This window comes from Streptomyces sp. NPDC002643, assembly GCF_053592555.1.
On the sequence record NZ_JBSFVY010000016.1, the window covers coordinates 215,086 to 232,131 of the forward strand.

15 protein-coding genes and 1 pseudogene are annotated in these 17,046 nt (G+C 69.2%); 10 read left to right on the forward strand and 6 right to left on the reverse strand.

Features of this window, described 5'->3' with window-relative positions; translation table 11 throughout:
* Nucleotides 1-122: 122 nt before the first annotated feature.
* The 6 genes from ACWD4G_RS25155 (at nucleotide 123) to ACWD4G_RS25180 (ending at nucleotide 5,720) form a co-directional block, all read left to right on the forward strand.
* Entirely contained in the window at nucleotides 123-1,403 is a 1,281-nt protein-coding gene (locus ACWD4G_RS25155) for an extracellular solute-binding protein (protein WP_451297021.1), read from the forward strand.
* 267 nt (nucleotides 1,404-1,670) lie between these two features.
* Nucleotides 1,671-2,666, forward strand: a complete 996-nt coding sequence (locus ACWD4G_RS25160) for a carbohydrate ABC transporter permease (RefSeq protein WP_451297023.1) — start codon at nucleotides 1,671-1,673, stop codon at nucleotides 2,664-2,666.
* The gene (locus ACWD4G_RS25165) at nucleotides 2,663-3,505 is read left to right on the forward strand and encodes a carbohydrate ABC transporter permease (protein ID WP_451297025.1); all 843 of its coding nucleotides are present in this window, start codon (nucleotides 2,663-2,665) and stop codon (nucleotides 3,503-3,505) included. The genes ACWD4G_RS25160 and ACWD4G_RS25165 overlap by 4 nt, the downstream gene beginning before the upstream one ends.
* A gap of 9 nt (nucleotides 3,506-3,514) precedes the next feature.
* Nucleotides 3,515-5,053, forward strand: a complete 1,539-nt coding sequence (locus ACWD4G_RS25170) for a glycoside hydrolase family 3 protein (RefSeq protein ID WP_451297027.1) — start codon at nucleotides 3,515-3,517, stop codon at nucleotides 5,051-5,053.
* Nucleotides 5,054-5,151: 98 nt separating this feature from the next.
* Nucleotides 5,152-5,427 (forward strand): hypothetical protein, encoded by a 276-nt coding sequence (locus ACWD4G_RS25175; protein ID WP_451297029.1) that lies wholly within the window; start codon nucleotides 5,152-5,154, stop codon nucleotides 5,425-5,427.
* Between the two features lie 2 nt (nucleotides 5,428-5,429).
* Complete coding sequence (locus ACWD4G_RS25180; protein WP_451297031.1) at nucleotides 5,430-5,720, forward strand: hypothetical protein; 291 nt, start codon at nucleotides 5,430-5,432, stop codon at nucleotides 5,718-5,720.
* An 85-nt stretch (nucleotides 5,721-5,805) separates the two neighbouring features.
* On the opposite strand, the gene nagB is transcribed toward ACWD4G_RS25180, so the two are convergent.
* Nucleotides 5,806-6,591, reverse strand: a complete 786-nt coding sequence (gene nagB / locus ACWD4G_RS25185) for a glucosamine-6-phosphate deaminase (RefSeq protein ID WP_451297033.1) — start codon at nucleotides 6,589-6,591, stop codon at nucleotides 5,806-5,808.
* A 344-nt stretch (nucleotides 6,592-6,935) separates the two neighbouring features.
* Between nagB and ACWD4G_RS25190 the strand changes: the two genes are divergently transcribed.
* Nucleotides 6,936-7,958 carry an SIS domain-containing protein gene (locus tag ACWD4G_RS25190; RefSeq protein WP_451297063.1) on the forward strand — a complete coding sequence of 341 codons (1,023 nt, stop codon included), beginning with the start codon at nucleotides 6,936-6,938 and terminating at the stop codon, nucleotides 7,956-7,958.
* Nucleotides 7,959-8,395: 437 nt separating this feature from the next.
* Entirely contained in the window at nucleotides 8,396-9,862 is a 1,467-nt protein-coding gene (locus ACWD4G_RS25195) for a sensor histidine kinase (RefSeq protein ID WP_451297065.1), read from the forward strand.
* A 202-nt stretch (nucleotides 9,863-10,064) separates the two neighbouring features.
* On the opposite strand, the gene ACWD4G_RS25200 is transcribed toward ACWD4G_RS25195, so the two are convergent.
* Together ACWD4G_RS25200 and ACWD4G_RS25205 are read right to left on the reverse strand one after the other, a co-directional pair.
* Nucleotides 10,065-10,322: a WhiB family transcriptional regulator gene (locus ACWD4G_RS25200; RefSeq protein WP_003992873.1), complete on the reverse strand. Its 258-nt coding sequence runs from the start codon at nucleotides 10,320-10,322 to the stop codon at nucleotides 10,065-10,067.
* 318 nt (nucleotides 10,323-10,640) lie between these two features.
* Nucleotides 10,641-11,618: a diacylglycerol/lipid kinase family protein gene (locus tag ACWD4G_RS25205; RefSeq protein ID WP_451297035.1), complete on the reverse strand. Its 978-nt coding sequence runs from the start codon at nucleotides 11,616-11,618 to the stop codon at nucleotides 10,641-10,643.
* A gap of 119 nt (nucleotides 11,619-11,737) precedes the next feature.
* Here ACWD4G_RS25205 and ACWD4G_RS25210 point away from each other — a divergent pair, with 119 nt between their 5' ends.
* Nucleotides 11,738-12,202, forward strand: a complete 465-nt coding sequence (locus tag ACWD4G_RS25210; RefSeq protein WP_451297037.1) for a hypothetical protein — start codon at nucleotides 11,738-11,740, stop codon at nucleotides 12,200-12,202.
* Nucleotides 12,203-12,394: 192 nt separating this feature from the next.
* Here the strand turns inward: ACWD4G_RS25210 and ACWD4G_RS25215 are convergent, their stop codons facing one another.
* Nucleotides 12,395-13,525 carry an RNA polymerase sigma factor SigF gene (locus ACWD4G_RS25215; protein ID WP_451297039.1) on the reverse strand — a complete coding sequence of 377 codons (1,131 nt, stop codon included), beginning with the start codon at nucleotides 13,523-13,525 and terminating at the stop codon, nucleotides 12,395-12,397.
* 17 nt (nucleotides 13,526-13,542) lie between these two features.
* Complete coding sequence (locus ACWD4G_RS25220) at nucleotides 13,543-13,956, reverse strand: ATP-binding protein (protein ID WP_033525425.1); 414 nt, start codon at nucleotides 13,954-13,956, stop codon at nucleotides 13,543-13,545.
* Nucleotides 13,957-14,626: 670 nt separating this feature from the next.
* On the opposite strand from ACWD4G_RS25220, the pseudogene ACWD4G_RS25225 reads away from it, so the two are divergent.
* Nucleotides 14,627-15,899: pseudogene (locus ACWD4G_RS25225) on the forward strand (cation:proton antiporter domain-containing protein); the annotation flags it as partial.
* An 88-nt stretch (nucleotides 15,900-15,987) separates the two neighbouring features.
* Here the strand turns inward: ACWD4G_RS25225 and ACWD4G_RS25230 are convergent.
* Entirely contained in the window at nucleotides 15,988-16,893 is a 906-nt protein-coding gene (locus ACWD4G_RS25230) for a 1-aminocyclopropane-1-carboxylate deaminase/D-cysteine desulfhydrase (RefSeq protein WP_451297041.1), read from the reverse strand.
* Between the last annotated feature and the right edge of the window lie 153 nt (nucleotides 16,894-17,046).

A 17,046-nucleotide genomic window follows, 5' to 3' on the forward strand; every position in this document is an offset into this window, starting at 1 on the left:
TCCGACCAACTGGTCTACACCTTTGGTCCAGGACCCGGCCCCAGGGCGGTATCTCTGTCACCGCGGGGAGCAGGGGGGTTGGTGGCATCCCTGAGGAGTTGTGCATCCCTGAGGAGGGTGGCGTGAAGCGGAAGCTGACGACCGCGATCGGTGTCGCGGGCATGATGATCTCCATAGCGGCGTGCGGGGGCGGCGGGAACGGCAGCTCGGAGTCGGCGGCGGACACCAAGGAGCTGACCGTCTGGCTCACGGTGGACGCGCAGAACAACTGGCCCGAGCTGGTGAAGGCCGCCGACGCGGCGGTCACGAAGAAGCACCCCGGCATCAAGATCAAGCACGAGTACTACGGCTGGCCGGACAAGAACGCCAAGCTCGACGCCGTCCTCGCCACCGACAAGGCGCCCGACGTGGTCGAGATGGGCAACACCGAGATGCTCGCCTACATGGTCAAGGGCGCCTTCGCCCCCGTCGACGCGGCGCAGTTCGACAACTCCGACGCCTGGCTGGACGGCCTGAAGGCCTCCGTCACCTACGAGGGCAAGACCTACGGCGTCCCGTACTACGCCGGCGGCCGGGTCGCCAACTGGCGCAAGGACCTCTTCGCCGAGGTGGGCGTCAAGTCCGCGCCGAAGACGTACGACGAGCTGACCGCCGCGCTCGACAAGGTGCAGAAGAAGCAGGGCGACAAGTTCAGCGCCTGGTACCAGCCGACCCGTGACTGGTACGCGGCCATGTCCTTCGTCTACGACGCCGGCGGCTCCATCGCGGTCGAGTCCGGCGGCACGTGGAAGGCCAACCTCTCCTCTCCCGAGTCCATCAAGGGCCTGGAGGAGTTCAAGAACGTCGTCGACACGTACATGCACGGCGACAAGACCAAGGACGAGTCCGACCGTTACATCGTGTACGGGCAGGGCAAGTCCGGGATGATCTTCGCGCCCGCGTGGGAGGGCGCCACGGCCGCCGCCAAGGAGAACGACAAGACCGGCAAGCTCGCCGGGAACGTCGAGAACTTCGTGATGCCCGGCCCGTCCGGCAAGAACCTCCCCGTCTTCCTCGGCGGTTCCGATCTCGCCGTGCCGGTGAAGTCCGACGCGCAGGCCGTCGCCGCCGAGTGGATCAACGCCTTCGCCGGGTCCTCCGGGCAGAAGGGGCTGATGGAGAAGGGCAACCTGCCCAACAACAAGACGGACCTCGCTTCGCTGAAGTCCGATCCGGCGACCGCCGTGCCGGCTACGGCGGCCGAGTCCAACTGGTTCGTGCCGATGGCGCCCGGGTGGGGGCAGGTCGAGAAGGCGCAGATCCTGCAGACCATGCTGCAGAGCATCGGGACGGGGAAGCAGTCGGTCGCCGACGCCGCCGCGGAGGCGGACGCGGCGATCGACGAGGTGATCAACAACGAGTGACGGTGCGGGTGCCCTGCGGGCGGGCTTGGCCGGGGGTGCCGGGCCCGCCTGGGGGTGACATCGGTTCGTTGGTGGGTGACATCAGGGGTTGCCTCGATGGGTTGTCGGGTCGCTGTGGGTTCGTTGTGGCTGGTCGCGCAGTTCCCCGCGCCCCTTGATGGCCGCTGCGCGGCCTGTCGCGGGGCGCTATCCGCGCCCCTATTGATGCCTGGCCCTTGTGATGCGTTGCCCGGAACCACCTTTTCTACTTGCTTATAGGAGCGCGCCATGAGTGCCGCAGATACGACCGCCGCCCCTGCCAAGGTGCCGCCGCCACGGCAGGTGCCCTCGCGACCGCCCGCTGTCGCCTCACCGGCCTCCGGTAAGAAAAGATCGGGCGGCGCAGTCGCTCCCTGGGTGTTGCTCGCGCCCTGTCTGTTGATTCTGGCCCTCGTGCTGGGGTATCCCCTCGTTCGGCTGGTCACGCTCTCCTTTCAGGAGTTCGGGCAGTCGCAGCTGTGGGGGTTCAAGCCCGCCGAGTCGGTCGGGTTCGACAACTTCGCCAAGGTGCTCGGGGACGGCGAGTTCTGGGCCGTGGTCGTACGGACCATCGTCTTCGCCGCGGCCTGCGTGGTCTTCACGATGGTCATCGGCATGCTGATCGCCCTGCTGCTCCAGCGGGTCTCCGGCTGGGTGAAGACGCTCATCAACATCGCTCTGGTGGCCAGTTGGGGCATGCCGATCATCGTGGCCACTACCGTCTTCAAGTGGCTGTTCGACTCCGACTACGGCATCTTCAACGCCCTGCTCAGCAAGCTCCCCGGCGTCGACATGATCGGCCACAACTGGTTCGCCAGCGGACCCGAGGGCCTCGCCGTGATCACGCTGCTCGTGGTGTGGGGCGCGGTGCCGTTCGTCGTCATCACGCTCAGCGCCGGACTCACTCAGGTGCCCAAGGAGTTGGAGGAGGCGGCCCGGCTGGACGGCGCGGGCGCGTGGGGCGTGTTCCGCTTCGTCACGCTGCCCATCCTCAAGCCGATCGTCGTGATGCTGACGACCCTCTCGGTGATCTGGGACATGGGCGTCTTCCCGCAGGTCTTCGTGATGCGGGGCGGCCACCCGGAGGCCGAGTTCCAGTTGCTCACCACCTACTCGTACGACAAGGCGTTCGTGGTCAACGACTACGCGCAGGGCTCGGCGATCGCCCTGCTGACCGTGGTGTTGCTGCTGGGCGTGATCGGCGTCTACATGCGCCAGATGCTGAAGATCGGAGAGGTCGAATGAGTACTGCCACTGTCTCCGGTCCCCGGAGGTCCAAACTCGGCTGGAACCTGCTCGGCCTCCTCGTCTTCGTGACTGCCGGCTTCCCCGTCTACTGGATGCTGAACACGGCGTTCAAACCGGCCAAGGACGCCATCGACCCGGACCCGAGTCTGCTGCCGACCGCCGTCACCTTCTCCAACTTCGGCCGCGCCCTGAACATCGCCGACTTCTGGGGCCCGGTCGGCCGCAGCCTCATCGTGTCGCTGACCGTCGTCGTGATCGGCATCGTCGTCGGCATGCTGGCGGCCCTGGCGATCTCCCGCTTCGCGTTCCGCGGCCGGAAGGTCGTGATCGTCGGCATCCTCGCGGTCCAGATGGTCCCGCTGGTGGCGATGATCATCCCGGTCTTCCTGCTTCTGAACGACCTGGGCCAGTACGACCGTCTCTCCGGTCTGATCATCACCTATCTGACCTTCATCCTGCCGTTCACGGTGTGGACCCTGCGCGGCTTCATCGTCAACATCCCGCGTGAGCTGGAGGAGGCGGCCATGGTCGACGGCTGCTCCCGCACCACCGCCTTCCTCCGCGTGGTCTTCCCGCTGCTCGCGCCGGGCATGGTGGCGACCTCGGTCTACGGCTTCATCCAGGCGTGGAACGAGTATCTGTACGCCCTGATGCTGATGAGCCAGCAGAACCAGACCGCGACCGTCTGGCTCGGCAACTTCACCACCAAGCACGGCACCGAATACGCCCCGATGATGGCCGGCTCCACGATGATGGCCGTGCCGATCGTCGTGCTCTTCCTCCTCGTCCAGCGCAAGATGGCCGCGGGCCTCACCGCGGGCGCCGTGAAGGGATAACCGCACGTCATGACGACTTTCGCCACCGGTTCGGACACGCTGACGCGGGACGCCCTGACGGTCCTGCAGCCCGGTTTCACCGGCACCACCGCCCCCGACTGGGTGCTGCGCCGCCTCGGCGAGGGCCTGGCCTCCGTCGGCCTCTTCGGCCGCAACATCACCTCGCCCGAACAACTGGCCGCGCTGACCGCCCAGTTGCGCGCCGAGTACGAGGACGTCCTGGTCGCGATCGACGAGGAGGGCGGCGACGTCACCCGGCTGGAGGTGCGTACGGGCTCCTCGTTCCCCGGCAACCACGCCCTGGGCGCGGTCGACGACGTGGACCTGACCAGGGAGGTCGCCCTCGCCCTCGGCCGCCGCCTCGCGGAGTGCGGCGTCAACTTCAACTGGGCACCCTCGGCGGACGTCAACTCCAACCCGGCCAACCCCGTCATCGGCGTCCGCTCCTTCGGCGCCGACCCCGGCCTGGTCGCCCGTCACACCGCCGCGTACGTCACCGGCCTCCAGGCCGCCGGGGTCGCCGCCTGCACCAAGCACTTCCCGGGCCACGGCGACACCGCCGTCGACTCCCACCTCGCCCTGCCCCGCATCGACGCCGACCGCGCCCTGATCGACGCCCGCGAACTGGCCCCCTTCCGCGCCGCGATCGCCGCCGGTTCCCGCGCCATGATGAGCGCCCACATCCTGGTCCCGGCCCTCGACCCCGACCTTCCGGCAACGTTGTCCCGGGGCATCCTCACCGATCTCCTCCGGGGCGAACTGGGCTACAACGGCCTCATCGTCACCGACGGCATGGAGATGCGGGCCATCGCCGCGACGTACGGCATCGAACACGGCAGCGTCCTCGCCCTCAACGCGGGCGCCGACGCCATCTGCGTGGGCGGCGGCCTCGCCGACGAGGAGACGGTACGCCGCCTGCGCGACGCCCTGGTCGCCGCCGTACGCTCCGGCGAACTCCCGGAGGAACGCCTCGCCGACGCCGCCGACCGGGTGCGGGCACTGGGGCGGTGGACACGGTCGGAGGGCGGGGGAGCGGGTGGGGGTACGGCAGCCCCGGGTACGGGAGTCGTGGGCGCCGGTGACTCGGAGCGCGACGGAATCGGTCTAGTCGCGGCCCGGCGTGCCCTGGCGGTGACGTACGCGGGGCCGGACGCCTACCGGCCCCCGACCGAGGCGGTCTACGTCGCGGCCTTCACCCCGGTCGCGAACATCGCCGTCGGCGACGAGACCCCCTGGGGCGTCGGCGCGGAACTCTCCCGCCTCCTCCCCGGCACCGAGACGGGAACGTTCACGGGAGACGACGCCGGCCCCTCCGTCCTGGCGGCCGCCGGCCCCCGCCGTATCGTCGCCGTCGTCCGCGACGAACACCGCCACCCCTGGATGACCGCGGCCCTCGCCGCGCTCCTCACCACCCGCCCCGACACGATCGTCGTCGAGATGGGCATCCCCCAGTCCCCGCCCCGGGGCCCCCTCCACATCGCGACCCACGGAGCGGCCCGGGTCTGCGGCCGGGCGGCGGCGGAGATCATCACGGGCGACGCCGGGTAGGACGAAACAGGCAGCACTGCCGGGAGTCGTGGGCCGGGAGCCGGGAGCCGGGAGTCGCAAGCAGGACGCGGCGAGGAACGGCGAAGTAGCCTCCACCCATGGATGCCTTCTTACCGTTCCTGATCTCGGCCGGAGTGCTCGCCGCCGTCCTCGGCCTCTTCATCCGGCTGGCAGTACGCATCCGCCGTCGAGGACTGGCGGGCGGAGCCATGAGCGCGGCCCTGGCCTCGTACGAGGAGGCGTTCAGGGCCACGGCGCACGAGTCCTACGTCGAGATCCGAGCCCAGGCGGAACGCAAGACACCGCTTCCCTCGCCGGACGACGACCACGTGGGCCTCGGCCGCCGGGCCGGTCGTCTGCGGCGGGGGCGCTGACGATGGCCATGGTGTGGTGGATCGGGGGAGCGATCGCCGTACTGGCCCTCGCGGTGTTGCTGGCGGACCGCGCCCTGCTGGCGATGGAATCCCGGGGCTGGATCTACTGGCGCAGGACGAAGAACCTGTCCTCGATCGGCGCCCACTTCGTGCAGGAGGGCGACCCCGCCGCCCAGGCCGTCAAACGCGCCATGGAGCAGGAACGCGTACGCAAGAACGTCCGACCGGCCGAAGACCCGCCCTTCCACCTGGACCTGGACGCCGGCACGGTGCGCATCCGCCGCCCAGACTGAGGACCCGCGTCGCCGAGGGCATCCGCAACACGGAGGGCGCGGCGGCGCCGTCGAACCCCCTGCGCTGCGGGATGGTATGCGACTGCTAAATCCCCTGCCACGCGGGCTTGTTGGCGAAGGTGTACCGGAAGTAGTCCGCGAGCTTGAGCTTGGACGCGGCGCCCTCGTCCACGACGACCGTCGCATGTGGATGCAACTGCAACGCCGAGGCCGGGCACACGGCGGCCACCGGCCCCTCCACGGTCGCCGCGACAGCCTCCGCCTTGCCCTCCCCGGTCGCCAGCAACACCAGGTGGCGCGCTTCCAGGATCGTGCCGATCCCCTGGGTGATCACGTGATGCGGCACCTGCTCGATGTCCCCGTCGAAGAACCGCGCGTTGTCGACACGGGTCTGCCGCGTGAGCGTCTTGATCCGCGTCCGCGAGGCGAGCGAGGAGCACGGCTCGTTGAACCCGATGTGCCCGTCGGTCCCGATCCCGAGCAACTGCAGATCCACACCCCCGGCCTCGGCCAAGGCGCTGTCATACGCCGCACAGGCACCCGGCACGTCCTCGGCCGTGCCGTCCGGACCCATGAAGGCGTCCATGCCGAGCCCCAACGGCTCCAGCACCTCCCGCCGCAGCACCGAGCGGTACGACTCGGGGTGCTCGGCCGGCAGCCCCACGTACTCGTCGAGCTGCGCGATCCGCGCCCGCGACGCGTCGACGGCACCGGATCGCACCTTCGCCGCCAGCGCCTCGTAGATCGGCAGCGGGGTCGACCCCGTCGCCACCCCGAGCAGCGCCTCCGGCTTGCGCCGGAGCAACTCCGCCATCGCCTCGGCTATGAGCTCGCCACCCGCCTTGGCATCCGGAACGATGACAACTTCCACGCTGGTCCCGCCGATCTGGAAAGAATGTGGTTTAGACCAATCTATCAGTGTGGTCCATACCTCTACAGGGGGCGACGAGTGTGATCTGAGGCCGATACGGCAGCCGTCCCGAATCCCGCCCCGACCGCGCGCCGACGACGCCGGGGGAGTCAAATGGACGGACGGAGGGCACCCCGCCCCCACCCCACTCAGACCCGTATCGCCCCCTCGTCCCGTCCCGCCCCGCACGATGCGCACCACCCGAGGAGCCCCCGGTGACCGCACCCCCTCCCGACCTGCCGCCCCCGAGCCAACCGGAGTCCCGAACCGACCCGCCGCCCCCGACCGAACGCCCCGGCCACGTCATGGCCCGGGAGATGGCCGAGCAGCCGGCCGTGCTGCGCCGGATTCTCGACAAGGGGGCGCCCCTGATCCGGCAGGCCGCCGAGGAGATCGCGGCCCGCAGGCCCCGCTTCGTGCTGCTCACCGCGCGCGGCACCTCCGACAACGCCGCGCTGTACGCCAAGTACCTCCTGGAGATCCGGCTCGGTCTGCCCTGCGGGCTCACCTCGATGTCGACGACCACGGCGTACGGCGCCCGCCAGGACCTCACGGACGTCCTCGTCATCACCGTCAGCCAGTCCGGCGGCTCCCCGGACCTGGTCGCCTCGACCCGGGCCGCGCGCGAGGCCGGCGCCCTCACGCTCGCGGTGACCAACAGCCCGGACTCACCGCTGGCCGCCGTGTCCGAGTACCACATCGACATCATGGCCGGACCGGAACGGGCCCTCCCGGCCACCAAGACCTACACGGCCTCCCTGCTCGCGCTCTACCTCTTCGTGGAGGGCCTGCGCGGCGGCGACGGCGCGGCGGCCCGCGTCCTGCCCGACCTCGCCGAACAACTCCTCGCACGGCAGGACGAGGTCCGGGCCCTCGCCGCCCGCTACCGCTTCGCCGAGCGCATGGTCATCACCTCGCGCGGCTACGGCTACCCGACCGCCAAGGAAGCCGCGCTGAAGCTGATGGAGACCAGCTACATCCCCGCGCTCTCCTACTCCGGCGCCGATCTGCTGCACGGCCCGCTCGCCATGGTCGACAACGTCTCCCCGGTGATCGCGGTCGTCACCGACGGCAAGGGCGGTAAGGCCCTCCAACCCGTCCTCGACCGACTCCGCGGCCGGGGCGCCGACCTGGTCGTCATCGGCCCCAGGAGCCAGGTCGAACAGGCGTCCGCAGGCTTTGTGCTCCCCACCGAGGGCGTCGCCGAGGAGGTCCAGCCCGTCCTGGAGATCCTCCCCCTCCAGCTGCTCGCCCACGAGGTCACCCTCGCCCGGGGCCAGGACCCGGACGCCCCCCGCGCCCTCGCCAAGGTGACCGAGACCCGCTGAAGCCGAGACTGAAGCCGAGATGTTGGAGAAAGCCACAACAACCAACATCCGTCAACGCATGGACATGCGCAGTGGTCTAGTCAAGAATGCCTGTGCGGGCATGTGATCGATCAACGTTCATCCGCGCCGTTTTCCGCGATGTTCGTCCGCGATCGGGCGCACCCGTGCAGGGCACGCAAGGCACACGCACTACAGACCTCCGTCTTCCCCGCACAGGAAGGCGGACCGAGGAACCGGCGCTCTCTGCCCTGACTGCTCCGGCTCCTCATCCTTCGGCCGACCGGGACCGCACACCCCACGGCCGTTGTTGCTCCGGGCTGCGGTGCCGGGAGGGTTGAGGGTCCCTCTCAGGCGCCGCGGCCCGCGGGTGTTCCTTTCCGGCCCACCGTCTTTAGGCCATCCACATACCCCCAGGTACGCTCGCACACGTGCCCTCCATGAACGAACTCGTACGCCAGCACACCGCGCTCAGCGACTCCGACCTGGAGTGGCTGCATCTGCTGGTGTCGGAGTGGCAGCTCCTCTCCGACCTCTCCTTCGCCGACCTGGTCCTGTGGGTGCCCACACACGACGGCACCCGCTATGTCTCGGTGGCCCAGATGCGCCCCAACACCGGCCCCACCTCGTACCAGGACGACATGGTCGGCCATCTCGTCCCGCGCGGCCGTCGCCCCCTGCTCGACGCCGCCCTCGACGAGGGCCGGATCGTGCGCGAGGGCGACCCCGAGTGGCGTGAGGAGGTTCCCGTACGGGTCGAGTCGATCCCCGTACGACGTGAGGGACGCGTCCTCGGTGTCATCGCCCGCAACACCAACCTCCTCACCGTGCGCACCCCGAGCCGGCTGGAGTTGACGTATCTCCAGAGCGCATCCGATCTCGCGCAGATGATCGCGGCCGGAGCGTTCCCGTTCGCCAATCAGCAGATGGACATGGACGCCGCCCCGCGTGTGGGTGACGGGCTGATCCGGCTCGACGCCGACGGCATCGTCCAGTACGCCTCGCCGAACGCGCTCTCCGCGTACCACCGGCTCGGCCTCGCCTCCGACCTGGTGGGCGCCAACCTCGGCCGGACCACCGCCGAACTCGCCCCGACCCGGGGCCCGGTGGACGAGGCGCTCGCCAAGGTGGCCAGCGGCTGGGCTCCCCGTGAGTTCGAGATCGAGGCCCACGACGGGGTGATCCAGTTCAGGGCCATCCCGCTCAAGCCCAAGGGCACCCGCATCGGTTCGCTGGTGCTGCTCCGGGACGTCACCGAACTGCGCCGCCGCGAGCGCGAGTTGATCACCAAGGACGCCACCATCCGGGAGATCCACCACCGGGTGAAGAACAACCTCCAGACGGTCGCCGCGCTGCTGCGGCTCCAGGCCCGGCGTATCGAGTCGGAGCGTGGCCGGGAGGCGCTGGAGGAGGCCGTACGGCGCGTCGGATCGATTGCGATCGTGCACGAGACGCTCTCCCAGAATCTGGACGAGCGGGTGGAGTTCGACGAGATCGCCGACCGGGTGCTCGCCATGGTCGCCGAGATCTCCCCGGGCAAGGTCACCGGCCGGCGCAGCGGACGCTTCGGCATCCTCGACGCGGAGGTGGCGACCCCGCTGTCCATGGTCCTCACCGAGATTCTGCAGAACGCCCTCGAACACGGCTTCCGCGAGGGCGACACCGGCACCGTCGAGGTCTCCGCCGTACGCGGTGGCACCACCCGGGAGTCCCGTCTCCTCGTCACGGTCCAGGACGACGGGGTCGGCCTGCCCGAGGGCTTCGACCCGCATCGCTCGGGCAACCTCGGCCTGCAGATCGTACGGACGCTGGTGGAGGGCGAGTTGGGCGGCAGCTTCGACATGGTCCCGGCCCCGGAACGCGGCACCCAGGTGATCCTCGACATCCCGGTCCGCGCCCAGAACTAGCCCTGTACTGCGCCGGTGCACCCACGTCGGCATCACCGCTGTCGTACGGGAAACAGCACCGAGCCCCGGACCATCGTGTGGTCCGGGGCTCGGGCTCGTGGCTGATTAAGCGCACCGGGGGCACTGCGCGCTGCGGCTCGGGGGCGGGAGAAGCGCACTCGCTGTGCGCGCCGCCAAGCTCAGGCTATTGCTGGGTGGGATGTCAGGCGGATGCCTGACGGGCCCGGTTGCGGGCGGCGCGGCGCTTCATGGCGCGGCGCTCGTCCTCGCTGAGACCACCCCAGACGCCGGAGTCCTGACCGGACTCAAGCGCCCACTGCAGACACTGCTCGATAACCGGGCAGCGACGGCAGACAGCCTTGGCTTCCTCGATCTGCAGCAGCGCAGGACCGGTGTTGCCGATGGGGAAGAAGAGCTCGGGGTCTTCCTCGCGGCAAACGGCGTTGTGACGCCAGTCCATGGCTGCTACCTCTCCTTGGTATTACATGCACGTTGCTTGTGAATGTGAACGCTTTCACGAATCCCTCAACAAGTGAAGGGCCGATCACCAGACGGACTGGTGTGGTCCTGTGGATTGAGGAGGGGTTCTGGCGCTTGCTTGAGCCGGTGTTGCGGGCTGTCCCGAGCGCCACGTAGAGACTCGCAAACCTCAGCGGCGGATACAACCCCTTCCGGAAAGTTTTTTTTGATTCCTCGGTGTCGACTGTGTCACAGCCGTACTTCCATGGGGTGGACCCTTGCCTAAACGTTCGAGTGGAAGGACTTTTGCCCGTTCCGCTCACACAATCACACGCAGTGCACGGCGTACGCCTGTGAACGTCACGCTCGTACGCAGTCCGAGGTGGTCGCCGTCCATCTGAAGGGGGAGGGGCGCCTTCGAATGCAAGGTGAAGTCACTCAGATCGTGCAGGGTCGTCGCGTGCTTGCCATGGGGTCCCCGCTCGGGGGACGAAGTGAGCAATTGTGTGGCATAACGGGCAAGCGCGGGGGTCGACATCCGGCTGAGACCGAGTACATCGAGACCTTTATCGAACGAGGCCTTAGGCGACGCGTACACCGGGCGATTGCCGAGAAACGTCCACGGGGACGTGTTGCAGACTATGGACAGCACAAGATCGGAAATCGGCTCCTCGCCGTCCCGCTCCAAAGTGATCGTGCCCTGTCTGCGGTGCGGCTCCTCCAGGAACTGGCGGAATGCCTGACGCAGGTAAAGGGAGTGTGTGGATTTCCGGCCGCGTTCCCGATGTTGTTCCACTCTGCCGATCACACCCGCGTCGAATCCGAGGCCGGCGCAGAACGTGAACCAGCGCGACGGCACCGACTCGTCCTCCGTACCCGGGGTGCCCGAGGCCTTGCCCAGACCGATCGTGCGCTCGCGGTTCTCGCGCAAGGCGTCGAGGAGGACGCCGGTGGCCTCCACCGGATGGTTGGGCAGTCCCAGGGCGCGGGCGAAGACATTGGTGGAGCCGCCGGGGACCACGGCGAGACGGGGCAGGCGGTCGGGGTCGGGGCCGTGGTGCAGCAGGCCGTTGACGACCTCGTTGACGGTGCCGTCGCCGCCGAGTGCGACGACCAGGTCGATGTCGTCGCCGTCCTTGCCCTCCGCGGCCTGCCGGGCGAGGTCCCTGGCGTGGCCCCGGTACTCGGTGGTCACCGCCTCCAGCTTCATCTCACTCGCGAGCGCGTGGATCAGCACGTCACGCGTACGTGCGCTTGTGGTGGTTGCCGCCGGGTTGACCACGAGAAGTGCACGCATGGACTGCAGGGTACCTACTGGGTGGTACTCGGCCCACACCGAGGTGCGAATCCGGGCGGACATGGTGTAGTGACGCTGAGCACGTCGGGGGCGCGGGGGTGGCTCGCTACCCTTCAGGGGTGAGCGCTGAGCAGAATTCCACGCCGGGCACCTCCGACACCTCCGACGCCGTCGGGTCCCGTCCCGGGCGGCTGACCGCCGCGGCGGCGCTGGCCATGCTGGAAGGGGTCGCCCTGGTCGTCGCGGGCGGGGCCATGCTCGTGCTGGGGCTCACCGGGGACTCCGACGACAGGACGAGCGGGGTCACCGGGGGCGTCACGCTGATCGCGCTCGCCCTGCTGCCGCTGATCGCCGCGCGGGGGTTGTTGGCGCGGCGGAGTTGGAGCCGGGGGCCGGCCGTGATCACGCAGATCATGGCGCTGCCGGTGGCGTACAACCTGCTGCGGGCCGACAGTGTGGCGATTCCGGCGGGGATCGCGCTGGGGGTGGTGGCCGTGGCCGCGCTGGTGTTGCTGATCAATCCCGCTACGACCCAGGCCCTGGGGATCACGGGGCCGGGGCGAGCGGACGAGACTCAGCGGTAGCTGTACTTGGACTGGGTTGAGTGGGCGCCCGGCGCTGCAGGCTGTGCCCACCCTCCCCCACGCTCGGCTTCTCCCCCACTCTCAGCTTCGTTCGAGCGGGAGGGGCCCCACCGCAGGCGGTACCCCCATTGCCCTGCGGAACGATTGCCCACAGCACTGAACAGCGGGCACGTCAAATCGCCGTCGTGCGTCCTACTCCTCCACCAAGAGCTTCTCCCGGAGCTGGGCCAGGGTCCTCGCCAAGAGGCGTGACACGTGCATCTGGGAGATGCCCACCTCCTGGGCGATCTGCGACTGGGTCATGTTGCCGAAGAAGCGGAGCAGCAGGATTCGCTTCTCGCGCGGGGGGAGGTCCTCCAGGAGCGGCTTCAGGGACTCGCGGTACTCGACGCCCTCCAGGGCCTCGTCCTCCGCGCCGAGGGTGTCGGCGACCGCGGGGGACTCGTCGTCGGTGTCCGGGACGTCCAGGGACAGGGTGGAGTAGGCGTTGGCGGACTCCAGGCCCTCCAGGACCTCTTCCTCCGAGATGGCCAGCTTCTCGGCCAGCTCATGGACCGTGGGGGAGCGGCCGTGCTGCTGGGACAGCTCCGCCGTGGCCGTGGTCAGGGCGAGACGAAGCTCCTGGAGGCGGCGTGGGACACGTACCGCCCAGCCCTTGTCGCGGAAGTGACGCTTGATCTCGCCGACGACCGTCGGGGTCGCGTACGTGGAGAACTCCACCCCGCGGTCCGGGTCGAAGCGGTCGACCGACTTGATCAGACCGATCGTGGCGACCTGGGTGAGGTCGTCGAGGGGCTCACCGCGGTTGCGGAAGCGGCGCGCGAGGTGCTCGACGAGCGGCAGATGCATCCTGACCAGCTGATTGCGCAGCTCCGCGTACTCCGCGCTGCCCTCCTTCAGGGAGCGCAGCCGGACGAACAGGGCACGCGCCCCGCTGCGGTCCTGAAGGTCGTGCTGGGTGCCGCGCACGCTCAGCGCGTTCAGCTCGTCGTGTCGCTCGTGCTCGCTCATAGTCCCGCCCGCCGTCACCGTTCCCCCAGCTCTCGACTCGGGTCGAGCGGGGGAGGCCCCAGTTCGCCCTCGTGAGGACGTGGTGCTCCGTACGGCACCCTCCGGATCTCGTTGCCCGCCGGAGGGCGCCTCGCACTCCGCGTCGTCGGCCGGCACCGCCCACCGAGCCGCTCCGACCGCCGCCGAGGACTCGTCCTCCGGGTGCGGCCGGGCCTGCTCGGGGATGCCGTCGACGCCGTCCGCCAGATGTCCGCTCGGCTCGCCGACATCCTTCGCGGGAAGTTCCCGTGTGCCGCGTTCTTCGTCCCGCACCGGCCCGTCCCCGTTCCTCACGCCGGCCCGGGTCCCGCGCCGCGCTGTTTGTAGAGGCTGATCGAAACGGTTTTGTCGTCGGCGACCGCGGAGGAGACCTTGCCCGCCAGGGCCGACAGCACGGTCCAGGCGAAGGTGTCGCGCGAGGGGGCGTGGCCGTCCGTGGTTGGGGCGGAGACCGTGACCTCCAGCGAATCGTCGACAAGGCGGAAGACACAGCTGAGCACCGAGCCGGGCACGGCCTGCTGGAGCAGGATCGCGCACGCCTCGTCGACCGCGATGCGCAAATCCTCGATCTCGTCGAGGGTGAAGTCCAAACGGGCCGCGAGGCCGGCTGTCGCCGTACGCAGCACCGACAGGTAGGCACCCGCGGCCGGCAGCCGGACTTCCACGAAGTCCTGGGTCCCGGGCTCGCCTGCGATCTGGGACACCCTCACCTCCAAGGTGGTACAAGCTGTTTCAGGGGCCGAGGGTCGCCCCTCGGGGTAACGCGCTACGTGGTTCAGCGGTGACGCTATCGCGCTCCCAAGTGCCGTGTCCTCAAGGTCCCGGGGACCCAACCCCCTGCTGTCACTCATAGTAAGCCTATGAATACGCTCGGTGGCTAGAGGTCTGCGGGCCTCAAATAGGAAGAGCACGCGCCGGATTGACGTACCCAGGCGCCGGACCGCCGAACCTTGTCATTCGCGTACGGGCTCGGACTGCCGAACTTGTCACCCGCCTACCTCGACGAATCGCATGCCGACATGGTTCCCGTGCGGTGTGGGAGCGGTCCGAGGTATTTGGGGCATTCGATCCCTGCTACGGTGACTGTGTGCAGTCTACGCGCCGCGTTTGGTTGCACCTACCGCCGGGTCGGCGGGAAGTCAGGTCTGCGGAGCTTGCGTAAGCCCACTGGGCGGTACACCGTCCTTCACCGTTTGTTCGGGGTGGCTGCGGGCTGTGAAGCAGAAACGTTCGACTCGTGAGAGTCGGCGGTCCTCCGCAAGCGGAGAGCGGAGACCAAGATGGCCAGGTCGCGACACCGCTTCTGGCGGATGGCGGCGGACCGGACATGCCGGGTACGCCGCCACCGCAGCCTCATCCACTGACTGATGGGGCGCAGCCAAACCCCGGCGGACGCCGGTCCCGCTCCGCTGCTGCTGGTCACCGTGGGGCTGGTGGTGTCGTATCTGCCCGGGGTCCCGGCGTACGAGCTCGACCCCGAGATCGTGCTGCCGCCGATCCTGCCGCCGCTGCTCTGCACCGCCGCCACCGACAGCTCCTACCTCGATCTGCGCGCCCAACTCCGGCCCGTGGCACTGCTGTCGGTCGGATACGTGCTCTTCGCGACGCTCGCCGTCGGCTGGGCCGCGTACATGATCGTGCCCGGGCTGCCGCTGACCGCCGCGCTCGTCCTCGGCGCCGTCGTGGCGCCGTCGTGGCGCCGCCGGACGCCGTCGCGGCGACCGCCGTGGCCCGGCGGGATCGCGGAGTTCCTGGTGGTGGCGGTGGGCGGAATCGCGGTGGGGCTGCTGCTGATGCCGATCCACTGGCTGCGGACCCATCTGAAGGAGGCGCTGCTCCAGAACACGCTCTCGCTGCTGATCCCGTTCGTCGCGTACGGCCTCGCCGAGTGGGTGCACGCCTCCGGAGTGCTCGCCGTGGTCGTCGTCGGGCTGTATCTCGGCTACCGCAACTGGCAGGTCGACTTCGCGACCCGCCTCCAGGAGGAGGCCGTCTGGAAGATGGTCGACTTCCTGCTGGAGTCCGCCGTTTTCGCGCTCATCGGGCTGCAGTCGCAGGTGGTGCTGGAGGGGCTCGGCGAGTACGAGGGGGTGCGGGCCAGGCCACCTGGTACGCGGTCGCGGTGTTCCTCGTGGTGGTCGTGTCGCGGTTCGTGTGGGTGTATCCGGCTACGTTCCTGCCGCGGATGATGTCCACGCGGATTCGGGAGCGGGAGGACGATCCGATCCAGGGGTTGACCCTGCCGCCGCTCATCCGTGTGCTGAGGCTTCCGGGGCGGGATCAGCAGGCCGAGACCCTCGCCGAGGCGAATGCCCAGGCGCAGGCGTCCCGGGCCGCCGAGGCGCGGCTCGAAGAGCTGCTGGAGGACCAGCGCAACGCGCTGCCGCCGCCGCTGGTCGATCGGCTGCGGGCCGTTCTGGAGCGGAGGCGGAACGCCGTGTGGGAGCGGCACGGGGCGGTGAACCCCGTGACCGGGGAGAGCGTCGACGACACCTACAGCCGGTTGTCCAGGGAGATGATCGGCGCCGAGCGCGAGGTGTTCGTGCGGTTGCGGGACGGGCAGTACATGGACGACGAGATGCTGCGGACGCTGCTGCGGCGGCTGGATCTGGAGGAGGCGGCGGCCTATCGGGAGGTTTCGTCGTAAGGGGGGGTGGGTGTTGTGCTCGGGAGTGCGTTGGGTGTCAGGGGTGCGGGTTGTTCTCAGGGATGTGGGTTGTTCTGAGGGATGCGGGTTACTCCGAGAACGGGCTTCCTGTGATGACCGCGGCGACTGTGGTGCCTGGGGTGAACGCGCCTTCCTCGGTGAGGGTGAGCAGTCCATGGAGCAGCTTGGCGACATAGAGGCGTTCCACGGGGACGGCGTGGCGGGCCTCGAAGTCGGTTGCGAAGGCGTGCAGTTCGGGGGTGGTGCGGGCGTAGCCGCCGCAGTGGAAGCGGTGGTCCAGGTGCCAGTTGTCCGTGGGGGCGCCGAAGGCGCGTTGTTGTAGGTGGCGTATCTCCTCTTCGAGGAAGCCGCCTTTGAGGACCGGGATGCCCAGGGCGCGCTGGTCGGGGGCGAGGCCCGCTGCCAGGCCGGCGAGGGTGCCGCCGGTGCCGCAGGCGATGGCGACGATGTCGGCCTGGTCGTGGAGTTCCTTGCCCAGGGCTTGGCAGCTCTGTACGGCGAGGGGGTTGCTGCCGCCTTCGGGGACAACGTGGGCGGTCTCGGCATCCGCGGCTTTCAGGATGGTGGCGAGGGTGGGAGGGTCTGATTTTTGGCGGTATGTCGATCTGTCGATGAAGTGGAGGCGCATGCCGTCGGCTGCGCAGCGGGTGAGGGACGGGTTGAGGGGGCGGGTGGCCAGTTCTTGGCCTCGGACTATGCCGATGGTGGGGAGGCCGAGGAGGTGGCCTGCGGCGGCTGTGGCTCTCAGGTGGTTGGAGTAGGCGCCACCGAAGGTGACCAGGGGGCGGCCGGCCGCCGCGTGGAGGTTGGGGACGAGTTTGCGCCACTTGTTGCCGATGAGGCGGGGGTGGATGAGGTCGTCGCGCTTGAGGAGGAGGCGGACGCCGTGGCGGGCGAAGCGGGGGTCGTTCGCTTCCTGGAGGGGGGAGGGCAGCCGGGGGGTGAGGGGGGTGGGGTCTGGTGGGCTGCTCACTTGGCCATTGTCGGGCAGGCGGGGGGTGCGTGGGGGGTGGGGGTGTGTGGGGGTGTGGGGGTGGGTCGGGGCCGGGCCGGTGTGTCAGTCCGTCGCAGGCGGACGTACTGCTCGGGGGTTGGATGGCGTGAACTTTGCTGAGCCGGCTGTACG

Excerpts from the sequence above, each read along its gene's own strand:
- ACWD4G_RS25205 (WP_451297035.1), bottom strand. The coding sequence starts at position 11,618 with ATGCGTGCACTTCTCGTGGTCAACCCGGCGGCAACCACCACAAGCGCA.
- ACWD4G_RS25200 (WP_003992873.1), bottom strand. The coding sequence starts at position 10,322 with ATGGACTGGCGTCACAACGCCGTTTGCCGCGAGGAAGACCCCGAGCTC.
- ACWD4G_RS25190 (WP_451297063.1), top strand. The coding sequence starts at position 6,936 with ATGGCCCGGGAGATGGCCGAGCAGCCGGCCGTGCTGCGCCGGATTCTC.
- ACWD4G_RS25165 (WP_451297025.1), top strand. The coding sequence starts at position 2,663 with ATGAGTACTGCCACTGTCTCCGGTCCCCGGAGGTCCAAACTCGGCTGG.
- ACWD4G_RS25175 (WP_451297029.1), top strand. The coding sequence starts at position 5,152 with ATGGATGCCTTCTTACCGTTCCTGATCTCGGCCGGAGTGCTCGCCGCC.
- ACWD4G_RS25170 (WP_451297027.1), top strand. The coding sequence starts at position 3,515 with ATGACGACTTTCGCCACCGGTTCGGACACGCTGACGCGGGACGCCCTG.
- ACWD4G_RS25180 (WP_451297031.1), top strand. The coding sequence starts at position 5,430 with ATGGCCATGGTGTGGTGGATCGGGGGAGCGATCGCCGTACTGGCCCTC.
- ACWD4G_RS25195 (WP_451297065.1), top strand. The coding sequence starts at position 8,396 with ATGAACGAACTCGTACGCCAGCACACCGCGCTCAGCGACTCCGACCTG.
- ACWD4G_RS25160 (WP_451297023.1), top strand. The coding sequence starts at position 1,671 with ATGAGTGCCGCAGATACGACCGCCGCCCCTGCCAAGGTGCCGCCGCCA.